At 61.9% G+C, this 14,555-nt stretch carries 14 protein-coding genes and 1 riboswitch; of the genes, 2 read left to right on the top strand and 12 right to left on the bottom strand.

The annotated features are described in order from the left end of the window. Nucleotides 1–9: 9 nt before the first annotated feature. The 3 genes from ispA to ribB all read right to left on the bottom strand — a co-directional run bounded on the left by ispA (nt 10) and on the right by ribB (nt 2,116). Complete coding sequence (gene ispA / locus AB7M33_RS06100) at nt 10–897, bottom strand: (2E,6E)-farnesyl diphosphate synthase (protein ID WP_027594917.1); 888 nt, start codon at nt 895–897, stop codon at nt 10–12. Beyond that, nucleotides 894–1,136, bottom strand: a complete 243-nt coding sequence (locus AB7M33_RS06095; RefSeq protein WP_027594918.1) for an exodeoxyribonuclease VII small subunit — start codon at nt 1,134–1,136, stop codon at nt 894–896. Before AB7M33_RS06095 ends, ispA begins: the two co-directional genes overlap by 4 nt. Before the next feature lie 329 nt (nt 1,137–1,465). Continuing rightward, nucleotides 1,466–2,116: a 3,4-dihydroxy-2-butanone-4-phosphate synthase gene (ribB, locus tag AB7M33_RS06090; RefSeq protein WP_027594919.1), complete on the bottom strand. Its 651-nt coding sequence runs from the start codon at nt 2,114–2,116 to the stop codon at nt 1,466–1,468. Nucleotides 2,117–2,196: 80 nt separating this feature from the next. Further along, a riboswitch (FMN riboswitch) is annotated at nt 2,197–2,338 on the bottom strand. Nucleotides 2,339–2,433: 95 nt separating this feature from the next. Between ribB and AB7M33_RS06085 the strand changes: the two genes are divergently transcribed. Then, nucleotides 2,434–3,648 carry an RtcB family protein gene (locus AB7M33_RS06085; protein ID WP_454244202.1) on the top strand — a complete coding sequence of 405 codons (1,215 nt, stop codon included), beginning with the start codon at nt 2,434–2,436 and terminating at the stop codon, nt 3,646–3,648. A 114-nt stretch (nt 3,649–3,762) separates the two neighbouring features. On the opposite strand, the gene AB7M33_RS06080 is transcribed toward AB7M33_RS06085, so the two are convergent. Genes AB7M33_RS06080 through AB7M33_RS06070 form a run of 3 tightly spaced genes read right to left on the bottom strand, consistent with a single transcriptional unit; the run spans nt 3,763 to nt 6,163 of the window. Next, entirely contained in the window at nt 3,763–4,653 is an 891-nt protein-coding gene (locus AB7M33_RS06080) for an alpha/beta hydrolase (protein WP_265970087.1), read from the bottom strand. A gap of 30 nt (nt 4,654–4,683) precedes the next feature. Next, nucleotides 4,684–5,631: a FecR domain-containing protein gene (locus AB7M33_RS06075; protein ID WP_454242580.1), complete on the bottom strand. Its 948-nt coding sequence runs from the start codon at nt 5,629–5,631 to the stop codon at nt 4,684–4,686. Beyond that, nucleotides 5,624–6,163, bottom strand: a complete 540-nt coding sequence (locus AB7M33_RS06070; RefSeq protein ID WP_099452776.1) for a sigma-70 family RNA polymerase sigma factor — start codon at nt 6,161–6,163, stop codon at nt 5,624–5,626. Before AB7M33_RS06070 ends, AB7M33_RS06075 begins: the two co-directional genes overlap by 8 nt. Before the next feature lie 188 nt (nt 6,164–6,351). Between AB7M33_RS06070 and AB7M33_RS06065 the strand changes: the two genes are divergently transcribed. Continuing rightward, nucleotides 6,352–9,291 carry a TonB-dependent receptor domain-containing protein gene (locus AB7M33_RS06065; RefSeq protein ID WP_454242579.1) on the top strand — a complete coding sequence of 980 codons (2,940 nt, stop codon included), beginning with the start codon at nt 6,352–6,354 and terminating at the stop codon, nt 9,289–9,291. Between the two features lie 2 nt (nt 9,292–9,293). Here the strand turns inward: AB7M33_RS06065 and darG are convergent, their stop codons facing one another. From darG to AB7M33_RS06035, 6 genes are all read right to left on the bottom strand, one after another. Then, nucleotides 9,294–10,367: a type II toxin-antitoxin system antitoxin DNA ADP-ribosyl glycohydrolase DarG gene (gene darG / locus AB7M33_RS06060; protein WP_454242578.1), complete on the bottom strand. Its 1,074-nt coding sequence runs from the start codon at nt 10,365–10,367 to the stop codon at nt 9,294–9,296. Further along, nucleotides 10,364–11,008 (bottom strand): type II toxin-antitoxin system toxin DNA ADP-ribosyl transferase DarT, encoded by a 645-nt coding sequence (darT, locus tag AB7M33_RS06055; protein WP_454242577.1) that lies wholly within the window; start codon nt 11,006–11,008, stop codon nt 10,364–10,366. The genes darG and darT overlap by 4 nt, the downstream gene beginning before the upstream one ends. Then, nucleotides 11,009–11,587, bottom strand: a complete 579-nt coding sequence (locus AB7M33_RS06050; protein ID WP_027594927.1) for a DarT ssDNA thymidine ADP-ribosyltransferase family protein — start codon at nt 11,585–11,587, stop codon at nt 11,009–11,011. A 450-nt stretch (nt 11,588–12,037) separates the two neighbouring features. Further along, the gene (locus tag AB7M33_RS06045; protein WP_027594928.1) at nt 12,038–12,739 is read right to left on the bottom strand and encodes a LexA family transcriptional regulator; all 702 of its coding nucleotides are present in this window, start codon (nt 12,737–12,739) and stop codon (nt 12,038–12,040) included. Nucleotides 12,740–13,115: 376 nt separating this feature from the next. Next, nucleotides 13,116–13,643 (bottom strand): inorganic diphosphatase, encoded by a 528-nt coding sequence (gene ppa, locus AB7M33_RS06040; RefSeq protein WP_016497835.1) that lies wholly within the window; start codon nt 13,641–13,643, stop codon nt 13,116–13,118. A gap of 92 nt (nt 13,644–13,735) precedes the next feature. Beyond that, nucleotides 13,736–14,551 carry a M90 family metallopeptidase gene (locus AB7M33_RS06035; RefSeq protein ID WP_085274008.1) on the bottom strand — a complete coding sequence of 272 codons (816 nt, stop codon included), beginning with the start codon at nt 14,549–14,551 and terminating at the stop codon, nt 13,736–13,738. Between the last annotated feature and the right edge of the window lie 4 nt (nt 14,552–14,555).

Genomic DNA, 14,555 nt, shown 5'->3' with positions numbered 1-14,555 from the left:
CCCGTTGAATCAGTTGCGGCGTTCGACGATGTAGCGCGCCAGCGCCCGCAGCGGCTCGGCAGTTTCACCAAACCCTTGCAATGCGGCCAGCGCCTGGTCGCGCAGTTCGATTGCATAGGCCTTGGCGGCCTCCAGGCCAAGCAGCGCCGGGTAGGTCGGTTTGTCTCGGGCGATGTCGGCACCCTGGCGTTTGCCAAGGGTGGCGGTGTCGCTTTCTACGTCGAGGATGTCGTCCTGCACCTGAAACGCCAGGCCAATGGCCTGAGCGTAGGTCTGCAAGGCATCCAGCTGCGCCGGCTCGGCGCGGGCGCTGGCCAGGGCGCCCAGGCGCACGCTGGCTTCGATCAGCGCGCCGGTCTTGTGCCGGTGCATGAATTCCAGCGCCTGCTGGTCCAGCTTGATGCCCACCGAGCCCAGGTCGATGGCCTGGCCCCCCACCATGCCGGCCGGGCCGGCAGCCTTGGCCAGGGCCTGGACCATGGCCAGGCGAAGGGCGTCGGACTGTGGGCTCAGGCGCGGGTCGAGCAGGGCGCTGAAGGCCAGGCTCTGCAGGCCGTCACCGGCGAGGATGGCGCAGGCTTCGTCGAAGGCTTTGTGGGTGGTCGGTTGGCCGCGACGCAGGTCGTCGTCATCCATCGCCGGCAGGTCGTCATGCACCAGCGAATACGCGTGGATCAGTTCGACCGCGCACGCTGCACCGTTGGCCTGTTCGGCAGGTGCACCCAGGGCTTCGCAGGCCGCGTAGGCGAGCAGCGGGCGTACACGCTTGCCGCCGTTCATCACGCTGTAGCGCATGGCGGCGTAGAGGCGCTCGAGTTCTTTGGTAGGTGCTTGAAACAGCGGTTCGAGGGCGGCGTCGACGCGGGCCTGGCAGTTGGCCTGGTAGGTGCTGATCATGCTTCCGGCTCCGCGTCGAAGGGCTGGGCTGCCAGCTCACCGTCGCGTTCCAGAAGGATTTGCACTTTCTGCTCAGCCTGGGCCAGGGCGCCCTGGCAATCGCGGGTCAGGGCGATGCCTTGCTCGAAGGCGGCCAGCGAATCTTCCAGCGACAACTCGCCGTTCTCCAGGCGCTCGACCAGGGCTTGCAGGTCTGCGAGGGATTGCTCGAAATCGAGGGAGGCTTTTTTGCGGGCCATGGCGACTGTCTCGGTGGCGTTCTGAACGGCGCGACACTAGCAGAGCGGGGCAGGGGGAGCAAACTTGTGTGGGGGAGGGCTATGCGGTCGGGCGTGATAGTTGTTGCGCATTCGAGATCGAGCGCCGCCCGCGCGGCGCTTCGCAGCACAAGGCTGCTCCTACATCTGGTTTGGGCCAGTCATGCCTGTGATAAAGGCGATCACGCGCGTTTGTCGCAGGAATAATTGGCCCAAAAAAATGTAGGAGCAGCCTTGTGCTGCGAAGCGCCGCGCTGGCGGCGCCCGATGTGCGCGCCGCCATCTTCCTCAAGCCAAGCGCCTTTAAGCCATCAAGCCGTAGCCGCTTCGCGCTCCACCATCGCCTCGCGGTACCGCGCCAGCTCTTCAATGGTCAGCACCGGCATATTGTACTGCCGCGCATACACCGCCACCTGCTCCCCACGGGCCATGCTGCCGTCGGGGTTCATCAGCTCGCACAACACCGCTGCCGGCCGCAGCCCGGCCAGGCGCGCCAGGTCGACCGAACCTTCGGTATGGCCACGGCGGGTCAGCACACCACCATTGCGCGCGCGCAGCGGGAACACATGCCCAGGGCTGACGATATGCCGTTGCTCGGCGGTCGAGCTGAGCGCCGCAGCGATGGTGGTGACACGGTCTTGCGCCGAAACGCCGGTGGTGATGCCGTCCGCCGCCTCGATGGTGACGGTGAACCCGGTGCCATGGCGCGCCTGATTGTTCTGCACCATCGGCGCCAGTTGCAGGGCGTCCACGGTCGCTTCGTCCAGGCACAGGCAAACGATGCCGCTGCAGTCACGGATCATCATGGCCATAGTTTGCAACGAGATGTTTTCGGCGGCGGCAATGATGTCCGCTTCGTCCTCGCGGTCATCGTCGTCCAGCAGCAGTACGGGGCGCCCGGCCTGAAAAGCGGCGATGGCGGCAGAAATGTTGGGGTATTGCTTTTGCAGCATAGGGGACATGAAACGCTCCTCGTAAATGATCGATGAACGTCTCGGGGCGAACAAAACGCGCGCGCAGGGGCGCCCGAATGGCCCCTGCCTGACGCCTTCTTTCATCCGGACTATGACCGTCGGCTCTGGAGTCTCACCAGATCTGCTGACCCCCGGCATGGCCGGGGCGCTCGCGGGCTCATCTTTCGATTTACCGCCGGTGGGGACTTACACCCCGCCCTGAAGACCCGGCAAGCATACCCCACAGAGCCACCCTGCTGGCAACCCGCCTGGCTAAGACCTTAGGCGAGCATCGGCGGTATCATGGCAGGCATGTTCTACTCGGAATCGACAGCATGGACATTCTCCAGGTCGCCGGCGGCAAGCCGATCAAGTTGTGGACCGACGGCGTGCCGATCGAAGACGAAGCGCGCCAGCAGTTGCTGAACACGGCCAAATTGCCGTTCATCTTCAAGCACCTGGCCGTGATGCCGGATGTGCATCTGGGCAAGGGCTCGACCATCGGCAGCGTGATCCCTACCGTTGGCGCGATCATCCCCGCCGCCGTTGGCGTGGACATCGGCTGCGGCATGATCGCCGCGCGGACTTCGCTGCATGCCCGCGATTTGCCCGACAACCTGCACGGTTTGCGCACGGCGATCGAGCAGGCCGTGCCCCATGGCAAGACCTTCGGCCGCCACGACCAAGGCGCCTGGGACAACGTGCCAGCCAAGGCTGACAAACGCTGGGGCACGCTGGCCACGCGCTTCAAGGCCATCACCGACAAGTACCCGCGGCTGGAGAAAACCAATAACCGGCATCACCTGGGCACCCTGGGCGGCGGCAATCACTTCATCGAGGTTTGCCTGGATGAGGCCGACCGCGTGTGGTTCATGTTGCACAGCGGCTCGCGTGGCGTTGGCAATGCCATCGGCAACCTGTTCATCGAACTGGCCCAGGCCGACATGCGCCAGCACCTGGCCAACCTGCCGGACAAGGACCTAGCGTACTTCGAGGAAGGCAGCCGCCACTTTGCCGACTACGTCGAAGCGGTTGAGTGGGCGCAGGACTTTGCCCGGCAGAACCGCGAACTGATGATGCTGGCAGTGGTTGCCGCGACCCGCAAGGTGCTAGGCCGGCCGTTCGAGGCCAGCCTGGAGGCGGTGAACTGCCACCACAACTATGTGCAGCGCGAACAGCATTTCGGGCGCGAAGTGCTGGTGACGCGCAAGGGCGCGGTGTCGGCGCAGAAAGGGCAGTTGGGCATCATCCCCGGCTCGATGGGGGCAAAGAGTTTCATCGTGCGCGGCTTGGGCAACGAAGAGGCCTTCTGCTCTTGCAGCCATGGGGCCGGGCGGGTGATGAGCCGAACCCGGGCCAAGAGCCGCTTTACTGTGGAAGACCAGCGACGGGCCACTGCGCATGTGGAGTGCCGCAAGGACAAGGCGGTGATCGATGAGATACCGATGGCCTACAAGGACATCGATGCGGTGATGCGTGCGCAGCGCGACCTGGTGGAGGTGGTGCACACGCTGCGCCAGGTGGTGTGTGTGAAGGGGTGACCGGGCCGGCCTCTTCGCGGGGCAAGTCCGCTCCCACATAATCTGCACTGCCCTCAGGACCGGAGGGGTAACCTTGTGGGAGCGGGCTTGCCCCGCGAAGAGGCCGGCGCAGGTTTACCGAGACATTCCTTCAATTACGCTTTTCAGCGAGGCCGGCAACATCGGCCCATGCCCCAACCCGTCGAACCGCTCGAAGCGCACCTGCAACCCAGGCACCTTGGCCAGGTCCGCTACCAGCTCACGCGCCGGCCGCTCCGCGTCGCCTTTCACCGCTGCACGCGGGTTCGACGACTCATCGCCACCGCGCATCAGCACCAGCCTCGGGCGGCTGCCACCCAAGCGCTGCTGCAGCCCCTCAGCTTCCCGCACAATCGCCCCGTCATGCCACCACAGCGACGGGCTGGCCGCTGCGTAGTCACTGAACTCGGCCGGCCGGGTGAACAGCGCATGCAGCACCGCCAGGCCGCCATAGGAATGCCCCCACAGTGTTTGCCGTTGCAGGTCGATCGGCGCTACAGCGGCGACCATCGGCCGCATGCGCTGGCTCAGCAGGTCGAAAAACGCCTCCACGCCACCGCTGGGCTGGCCCGTCAGCGGGTCGCGCTGTTCCGCTTGCCCAGGCAGTGCGGGGGTGTAGTCATACGTTCGCCCGGCACGTTCGATGCGTTGGTCGGTCTGGTAGCCCACGGCGACCAGCAACGGGGCTTGGCCTGCGGCAAGCTTGCCCAGTTGTTCGCTGTCCAGGGCACCCAGCGCGGCGTTGCCGTCGAGCATCCACAACACCGGGTAGCCCGCCGCGGGCGCCGGGCGATTCGGCTGGCCGATCCATAGACGGTAATGGCGCTGGCCATCGGCCGAATCCAGGTCATGCTGGCTGAAGCGATAGGCCAGGTTCTGGCGCTGCAGCAGCGACGTGTCCATTTTCTGATCGCGCACCGGTTGCGCCAGGGCTGCCGGTGCAGCGAGGGCCAGTGCCATGGCCAAGTACAAGGGCATTTTGCTCATCGGGGAATCTCGCTCGGTCGTTGGTGTTGATCAACGGCTAATGAATACCTGCCTGCCGGTGTGTCGAACCTGCAGCGTGTAGGTCTGCGCCAGCATGGCCAAGGCCAGCGGCAAGTCATCGATGGGGAATGTGCCAGACACCCGCAGCTCACCCAGCGCGGGGTCGCACTCAAGCTGTTGGTCGGTGTAGCGCATCAATTCATGCGCCCACAGCCGTACTGGCATGTCGTCGGCCACCAGCAAGCCGTTGCGCCACGCCAGGGTGGTCTCCCGGGCCTGCTCGATGCGCCCCATGCGCTCGCGGCTGAAACGGACTTGTTGCCCAGCACGGATGATGTTTTCGCCAGGGGCCACGCTGGCGTGTTCTGGGCGAACCTGTACGGCGCCTTCGTACACCGCTAGCAAGGTTTCATCGGCCAGCTGGCGCACGCTGAATCGCGTACCCAACGCGAGCAGTTGGCCTTGCTGGGTCTGTGCCATGAGCGGGCGTGGGTCGGCAGCGGTCGCGATGTACACCTCGCCACGGCGCAGGTGCAGCAAGCGTCGCGCGCTGTTGAAAAGCACGTCCACGGCGCTGTCGCTATTGAGGGTGATCTGTGTGCCGTCGGCGAGCCGTGCGTGTTGGCGTTCGCCCACAGACGTCTGGTAATCGTTGCCAACGCCTGAGCGCCATGCCCACCAGCTGAGCGGTGCGGCACCGATCAGCAGAAGCAGCCCGCGCAGCACAGCGCGCCTGCCTGTCGGGCGATCCAAGGTCTGCTTGGCCAGCGTTGGAGGCAGGCTGCCCAGGCGTGTTAGCAGGCGCTGTGCCCTTTGCCACGCCCGTTCATGCTCAGCACTGGCACGCCGCCAGCGCTCCAATTCGCGCTGTTGCGCTGGCAGCAGCGGCCCTTCCTGCATCAGCATCAGCCAGGAGGCCGCTTGGGCAAGCACCTGTTGGGGGATGGCATCGTCAAGCGGGGCCGTGCGGTTATTCATCGGGCATCTGCGTCAGGCAGGCCAGGTAGGCCTCGTGGATGTACTTCTTGACCGTCGGCAGCGCGATGTTCAGGGCCACGGCAATGTCTTTCTGCTTCATGCCGTCCAGCGTTGCCATCAGAAACGCCTGCCTCACGCGGGGCCGCAGCGTATCCAGCAGCGTGTCGATCTCGTGCAGGGTCTCGAGGATCACGCTTTGCAGTTCAGGCGAAGGGTGCTCGGGTTCTGGCAGCAACTGCAACGCCTCGAGCCAAGCACGCTCCAGCGACTGCCGGCGCCGCCAGCTGACCAGCACACAATTGGCGATGCGGGTTAGGTAGGCGCGTGGCTGACGGATCGGTTCGACCCGCGCACCCTCCCGGCTGGTAAGCACCCGCAGGAAAATGTCATGCGCCAGGTCATCGGCCACCCCGCGTCCCCACGACCTCAGCCGGTAGGCGAGCCAGTTACGTAACCAGGCGTGATTCTCGATGTACAACGTCTCGACGCTGCACGGCTCGGTACTGTTCGGCGGGGAGAAGGGCGCATTCATCGTGGGTTGAGTCGGTACAAGACTGTCGCAAATGAAAACCATTATCACTAGAATTGCTCAGATCACAAGGCCGAACCGGCAAATTCAGCCGGTGGCCCTGCACACATATCCTTTTTTCGATCTCGTGCGACAGAGAAGGTAACAGCCCGCAGCCAGTGGTGGGCGCACACCCTACGAGCGAGAAAAGCATGCTCCCAGTACGTTGTCCTTCACCTGCTCCACGCCCTCGACTTTGCCTGTCGCCCATCACCTTCGCCCTGCGTTGCACGATGATCAGTTGCTGTGGCGCCGGCTTGCTGAACAGCAGCCTGGCCCTGGCCCAGGGTGCCGGCACGGCTGCGGTCGCCGCGACCCGCCTGGACGATGCCACGCCGCGTGACTACAACATTGCCAAAGGCCCGCTGGGCGCAGCGCTGGGCAGTTTCACCAGCCAATCCGGGCTGCTGGTGTCTTATGATCCTGACCTCACCCGCGGGCGTACGGCGCCGGCCCTGAAGGGGCGGTACACCGTCAGTGAGGGTATCCAGCGGTTGCTGGCCAATAGCGGGCTGCAGCTGGTGGCGAGCTCGACCGGCAGCTACGTGCTGATGGCGCAGGGCGCTGCAACGCCTACCGCAGCAGAGTTGTCGCCGACGATGGTCGACGCTGCCGCACAAGGGCCTCAGGCAGATACTTACCGGGCCCCACGCTCATCGGTGCACCTGAGCAGCGAACAGATCGACCGCTTCGGCCGGGTCTCCGTGGGCGACCTGCTCAACGGCGTGCCAGGCGTGCAAGTCGGTGACACCCGTAACGGCGGCGCCCTGGACGTCAACATTCGCGGTATCCAGGGGCAGAGCCGGGTAGCGGTGAAGGTCGATGGCTCGGAGCAGGCCCTGGATGTCTATCGCGGTTATGGCGGCACGCAGCAGCGCAGCTACATCGACCCCGACCTGATCAGCAGCCTGACCGTGAACAAAGGGCCGTCAACCAAATCCGGAGCGATTGGCGGCACGGTGGAAATGCAGACGATCGGCGTGCAGGACATTCTGGTCGACGGCAACCAGGTTGGCGTGCGCCTCAAGGGCGACCTCTGGGACAACGGCGTAGCCCCCGCCCATCGCAGTTCCAGTTCCAAGGATGAAAGCCTGTCGGCGCCTCCGCGCGACAACCGCGCCAGCCTGTTCGGCTCTGAAGCCGAATCGGGCAGCGCCGCGTTTGCCTTTACCACCGAACAGCTGGATGTGGTGGCGGCCTACGCGCACCGCAACCAAGGCAACTACTTCTCCGGCAAGAAAGGCCAGGACCGCTACCGCCTCTACAACGATTACGGCAGTGAACAGCCCAGCGTGGCGATGACCTATAACGCGGGCGAGGAAGTGCTCAACTCCTCATCGAAAACCGACTCGTACCTGCTCAAGGCGACCTGGCGGATAACCGACGATCACACCCTGGACTTGGGCTACCGCCGCTACGACGGGCGCACTGCCGAGATCATGCCCTCAGACATCTACCGCTTCGGTACCGCCGGTATTTATCAGTACCCCTTGGGCGAGGTGAAGATCGATACCTACACCGCACGCTACCACTACCTGCCCGCCGGTAACCCGTGGGTCGACCTGACCAGCAACCTGTGGATGACCGACGCTAAAACCAGCTCGTTGAGTTCGGCATGGACGGCGCCGGTTTCCCAGTTGTTTCGTTCTGACCGCAGTTGGACACGCCAGGACAACCGCCGTATCGGCGGCGACCTGAACAACATCTCCAGGTTCGAAACGGCCCATGGCGACTTCAAGCTTGACTTGGGTGGCGCGTTCCAACTGGAAGACCTGCAACCGCAGAAAAGCGTGTTGATCACCCAGCACGACGTCGATGCCAACCGCACCCTGCGCGATGCTTCGCGGCAGGAGTTCAGCTTCAACGGCAAGCTCGAGTATCAGCCGATCGAGCAATTGACCCTGTGGGGCGGGGGCCGTTACAGCCACTTCCGCACCAAAGACAATACCGTGTTGGCCACCGCCCGCCGTGAGGATCGCGACGTGCGCTACATTTCGGCGAGTGGCCCCAAGGGCTGGGGCAGCATGACCTGGTTCCCCGACCAGAACGGCCAGTACACCGACGCCACCGACCCCCGGCTGAACAACGGCATCGTCTTCGGCAACAGCAACGAGCCGTTCAACGGTGTGCGCTTCAATGACTTCGGCGCGACCAGCGTTCAGGTCAGCCCCGAAGGCATCAGCAGCGTGGTCACAGGCTACGACCATACCCCGCAGGGCAGCAGCAGCGGTGGCGGCTTTTCGCCGGCATTCGGCATCAATGTCGAGCTGATGCCTGACACGTACTTCTATGTCACCTACACCCAAGGCCTGCGCCTGCCGTCACTGTTCGAGACCAGCCAGGGCACCCAGCAAGTCAGCCCCGGCAAAAGCCTCAAGCCCGAGCGCTCGCAGAGCTGGGAAATCGGCGTCAGCGCCTTGCGCGACAACCTCTTTACCGATCACGACTCAGCCGCGATCAAGCTGGCCTTCTTCGACAACAAGATCAAGCACTACATCACCCGCTATTACGACCCGAGCCCTGGCCTGTGGGGCCAGATGAGCTTCAGCAACACCGACAGCTTCAGCACCCGCGGCCTTGAACTGCAGTCAAACTACGATGCCGGCCGTGTGTTCGCCGACCTCTCGGCCACCTACTACCTCAAGACCGAGACCTGCGACGCGGACTTTGCCGGCAAACTGCGCGCCACCGCCAACCCGTACCAGAAGACCCAAGACACGCCAAACTGCACACCGGGCAGCTACATGGGCTCCTACACCAACACCCAGAACCCACCACGGTTCTCCGCCAACCTGACCACTGGCCTGCGTTTCTTCGACGAAGCATTGACGGTAGGCGGGCGTGTGACCTACACCTCCGGGCCTACCAGTACCCTCGACAAGCCCTGGCAGTCCGGCGCTACCACGCCGCAGGTCGAGTACCGCTCGGTGGCGCTGTTCGATCTGTTCTTCAAGTACACGCTGCTTGAGAACACCGAGGTGAATGTTTCGCTGCAGAACCTGACTGATCGCTATTACCTGGACCCGCTGGCGCAGAGCTTCATGCCGGCTCCCGGGCGGACGGTACGAATGGGGGTGGTGACGCGGTTCTGAAGTCAGCTGAGGGCGGTGCTGGCGGTTAGGCGCTTGAGCGCAATATCAAGTGCCTGATCGTCGAACAGCTTGCTTTTGCGAGCCGCAGAACCGGCTCCGCCTTCCCAATGCGTTAACGCATCACGCACAGCAGGAACAGTCGGGCAAACCCCTTCGTGGCTCAGCAACCAATCAACCGTTGCCAATAACTCCATGCCGAAGGGTGACTCAAAGCCATCAATCAGCTCGATCGTGCGTTCCAATGCTTGGGAATACGCCTTTGCTTCTGTATTGAGATAAGTGTGTAGAGTGGGTTTACGTTTCTCTTCAAACCAGATCACATCACCGATCTCTGCATCCTTGATGCGTTTTTCGCACTGCAGATAGCTGCCATCAAGGTCATTGAGCAGAGGCTGTAGTCGATTGGCATACGGGCCATATCGATGCGCTACAAACTTGAGGTTCAGAGGGTTCTCAGTGTCTGGCAGCTTTTCTATGGCGCGTGCCAGAAACCAGGCCAGCTTCTGTATTTCAAGCAGGCTGCATTCCATCCCTAAAACCCAATAACGCCTAACCAATTCGGCAATGAGCGCGCGAGCCGGTGTGAGCTTTTCAACGCCGCTACGTTTGGCGACATTCAGATATTGGCTGGATGGCTCGTATACCCATACGTCCACATTCAGATCGCTCAGTACATGAATAATCTGTTCGCGGACTTCAGGCCATTTCAAGCCACCATTGCCGGCCCCCAGCGCTGGGACGGCCACGGATTTGACCTGGTTTTCAATCAAAAAACGGCGCAGATCGTGCAAACCTTCTGTCACCCAGGCCATCTGCGAAGGGGATCGCCAGTGACGTTTGGTAGGGAAGTTTACGATCCACTGCGGGCCTTCCAGTTCATTGACCGCAGTCACGTGGACTTTGCCAGTTACCACCTCGCCAGCTTTGCAGGCCGCTGCGTACAGGCGGTAATTCTCCACAAAGCGCTCTTTGAACATCAGCGCAATACCTTTGCCCATCACGCCAACGGTATTGACTGTATTGACCAGGGCCTCGGTCTTGGCCTCTAGAAGGTTACCTTGGGTAAATCGGATCATTGGAAATACCACCCCGGACGCGCATGCACAGACAAGCTCAGACCTCTAGCGGCCACGTCATGCTCTATGCGCTCTTTGATTGCATCGTTGTAGCACATGATGCCCAGCAGCCCAGTGATCGGTAGGTGATGGTGAATCAGCGCTTCTGCCTGATAACGCTCCATCTTTCGAGGGTCGTCAGGATCACGCGTGAAGTCGCGCCGTTGAAGCAGGGGCCAATCGACCTCGCCCAGATACGCCAGATCACTGTAGTAGCTAGTCCACGCCGGGTAGGCCAGTGCGTTTGTGAAGACGAACGGCAGGCCAAGCGCTTGGACGCGGTAAAGGCTGGACACCAGAATCACGATTTCGTCATTGCTGCGCTGCTGCACACCCCACCCTGCATGAGTATTCCTCATCATCACGGAGAAGGGGGTGAAGCAGAAGGGTACGTAGTCGGCCAGTACCCCTCCAGGCGCTATTGGGACCTGCCGAGATCGGCGTTTGTCGATCAGCTCAGCGTTGTCTATGTTCACGCACTGCGTTGCCTGAACACCTGAGTTTTCGCAGTGCAGACCATTGTCCAGAATCCAAGGCAGGGCATCGCGATGGACGATACGCCAAATCAGAGCCTTGTCTGGATTCAGTCTGCTGTTGCTCATTTATAGGAACATTCCGGAATTCACGCTGATGGGGACCTTGAGGTTGATCTTGCGCATTTTAGCCTCACACAGCTTTTCGATCTCATCGGTTGGGACGTAAATCCTGGAAAAATCCTGCGGGAGTACCACGGAGGGGGAGAGGCATTCAGCCATGCAGACGCTTTTGCAGTCGGCATTCTGATAGTCCCGCGTGTTCATGAGCGCCCAGTCGATGGCTTCGAAGCCATCGTGATAGTCGAGTAGTTCGATCTCATCATTGGCAAGGGGGTGGCGAGGGATGATTTTCCATTTGTTTTGCTTGGCAAAGGATCTGTAAACCGAAATCAGTACAAATTTGGATGTGGGCCTGTCGAGCTGCACCCGTCCATCAAACGGATTGGCAGCAAACCAGTGAAAGGGCACGTAGCTATCGAGCTTGAGGGCTTTGCGTTTGTCGAGGATTTCACTGTCTGCTACGTCAGTGAAGTTAATGAGGCTCGCCCGAGGCTTCAGACCTTGTGTGAAAATCCCATCCAGATTCTCTACGGAGGTCAGGTGGTAGACAAAAAATTGGTCCTTGATACTTCTCACGTCTGGCATTGCGGTCCCCTTGACCTATGCATTCATCTAAACGCTTCATGTTCCCCAAACCTCAATCCGTGGGGTTTAGCAGGGGGTGCGTTTGGATGCTAATGTGCCGTCGTTGAAGCCCGCAAGGTTCATATGGGTATTCGTGTGCTTTTCAGAAAAGCCCTACAAAACCTCTATTAAACGCGGTCTTGCTAAAGCGGGTTTTAGTAGGGGATGGCTTTCAAGCAGGCATTAAAAAGCCGGCTTGTGGCCGGCTTCTCGGGGACGCTTCCGACTAATTTATGGTAAGCCGCAACCGCCTTAACTGTGTGGTCACAAGGACCTGATAGAGATGGTCAACGCCCGTGTGGGGTGTCGCCGAGCCCTCTGGACCGCGGCTTGCGCCGGTCGGGGCTAAATGTGCCGCGTAGCATACAAGGGCTTGCGCAGTATGCCCAGCAAAAAATGGCACAGCGTGTTTCAGCTGGGGCGATGGCGGCGGAAATGCGACCAGTGGAAGACCCAGCCGAGAACCTCCAGGCCTTGGGCCTGGCGCTGGGCGCGGGTGTAGCGCTCGACGGCGTAGTTGCGCCGGTCATGGCTGTGCAGGTACAGGGTGCCGTGCGGGCCGAGGCTGAGGTTGTTCACCCTCAGGGTACCGTTGTGCAGCAAGGCATAGGTCTCGCCCTCGATGACTTCGGTCATGCTCAGGTCTACCGCCAGGGTGGCCTCCAGCGGGATCAGCGGGGCCATGTTGGCGGCAGGCATGGCCAGGCAGATGGCATTTTGCGCAGCAACGCCCAGCGCCTTTAACGCCGTGGTGGGCAGGCGCAGGTGATGGTTGGCCACGGGGGCAAGCAGGCCGTGTTGCAGTGCGTAAAACGGCACCTGCAGCAGCCGGCCGCTGTGTGCTGACAGCGGGGTGGGCGGGTTGGTGTGCGGTGGCCGTGGCGGGCCGCTGCGCAAGATCGGGTTGGGGTGCTTGGGGCCTTCGCCGCTGCGCAGCCAACGGCGATGCACGCAGAACAAGTCGGCCATTTCATCGAGGCGAGCCAACGGAACACCCCGTCTGAACCAGTTATTGACGTGCTGGGGTGTGACGCTGCGTTGGGCAGCGAAATCGGAAGGGGTCAAGCCACATTCGTGCAGCAGGGCTTTGAGGCGGTCACCGGATGTGTTCATGGCCGCGAGTGTAGCGGCCGGGTGCCAGCTGGCATATGAACCGGATGTTGATGCGGCTTGTGCGAAAGGTGCTTAGTTGTAGGGCGTTGGAGTAGGGCGATGTAGGAATTTTTACTGGAAGGGTGTTCCCTCGCGCATAAAAAACCCCGCCGAGGCGTAACGCTGTTCTCTTAAGTTATCCATCGCCTGTATTGGGGCCGCTTTGCGGCCCATCGCGGCACAAGGCCGCTCCCACAATGTTCGCGCATGCCCTGTAAATAGGGGCATAACGCGGTCGGTGTGGGAGCGGCCTTGTGCCGCGATGGGCCGCAGAGCGGCCCCGGCATTCTTAAGTGAACAGCATTACCGCCGAGGCGGGGTTTTTCAGCAATCGGTATCAGCCTTTGTAGGCAGCGACCGATTTGGTGATCGCAGCACGGGCGGCGTCGGCGCCGTCCCAGCCTTCGATCTTGACCCACTTGCCCTTCTCGAGATCTTTGTAGTTCGCGAAGAAGTGCTCGATCTGCTGGATCAGCAGGGCTGGCAGGTCGGTGTATTCCTTAACGTCGACATACAGCTGCGACAGCTTGTCGTGCGGCACAGCGATGACTTTGGCGTCGCCGCCGCCGTCGTCGGTCATGTTCAGGATGCCAACCGGGCGGGCACGGATGACCGAGCCTGGGGCAACTGGGTATGGGGTCACGACCAGCACGTCGAGCGGGTCACCGTCGTCGGCCAGGGTGTTCGGGATGAAGCCATAGTTGGCTGGGTAGAACATCGGGGTAGCCATGAAACGGTCGACGAACAGGGTGTCGCTGTCCTTGTCGATCTCGTATTTGATCGGCGCGTGGTTGGCCGGGATCTCGATGGCGACGTAGATGTCGTTCGGCAGGTCTTTGCCCGCCGGAATCTTGCTGTAGCTCATTGGGCAGTGCCCCCGTAGTTGACCAAAAAGTGGCGGCGATTATAGGCACATTCCGCATGGGCATGCCACGCCTGGCCTGATGTGCGGCCGCGTCAGGCGTGGCCTTCGCGGTAATCGGGGTGTTCGGCCTGCAACTGGCTCAGGCGCGCCAGTGGGTCTTGGCGGTAGAACAGCGACAGTTGCTGGTAAACCTGCGGATATGCCTGCTGCAACAGGTCGGGGGCGCTGAAGAAGTATTCGCTGGTGACGGCGAAGAATTCTGCAGGGTTTTCTGCCGCGTATGGGTCGATGGGCGTTTCGGCGTCGGGGTTCAGGTCCAGCTGGCGGTTGAGGTCGTCATAGGCCTGTTGCATGGCCGTCGCCCACTCATCCACGGGCATGCCACTGTGCAGCGGCGGCAGGCCGTTGGCGTCGCCATTGAGCATGTCGAGCTTGTGCGCCAACTCATGGATGACCAGGTTGTAGGCCTCCCAACCACCACTGGCCAGCACCCCGTTCCAGGCCAGGATCACCGGCCCCTGTTGCCAGGCTTCACCGCTGTGTTCGCCGTCCCACACATGCTCCACACCACTGGCATCGCGGTGGCGCTGAGGGCTTTTGAAGTCGTCGGGGTAGAGGATGATTTCGTGGAAACCCTGGTACCAGTTCAGGTCACCCAGGTGCAGCAGTGGCAGCTGCGCCTGGGCAGCGAGGAACAGGCGCTGCTCATCGCTCAGCTCGACACCGGGCAGGGTGGTCAGGTGCTTTTCAAGCAGAAACAGGATGCAGGCTTCACGTAACCAGCGATCTTCTTCATCGCTGATACCGTCGAGCAACGGCAGGTGTTGGCGAACCGCCTGCCATTGCTCGGCTGTGATCGGGTAGCGCTTCAGGGTGCGCCGACGCCGCCAGGCGCTGAAAGACCACATGACT

It is taken from the genome of Pseudomonas sp. Y3 TE3536 (genome assembly GCF_053629175.1).
This window is presented reverse-complemented; position numbering and strand designations above follow the sequence as displayed.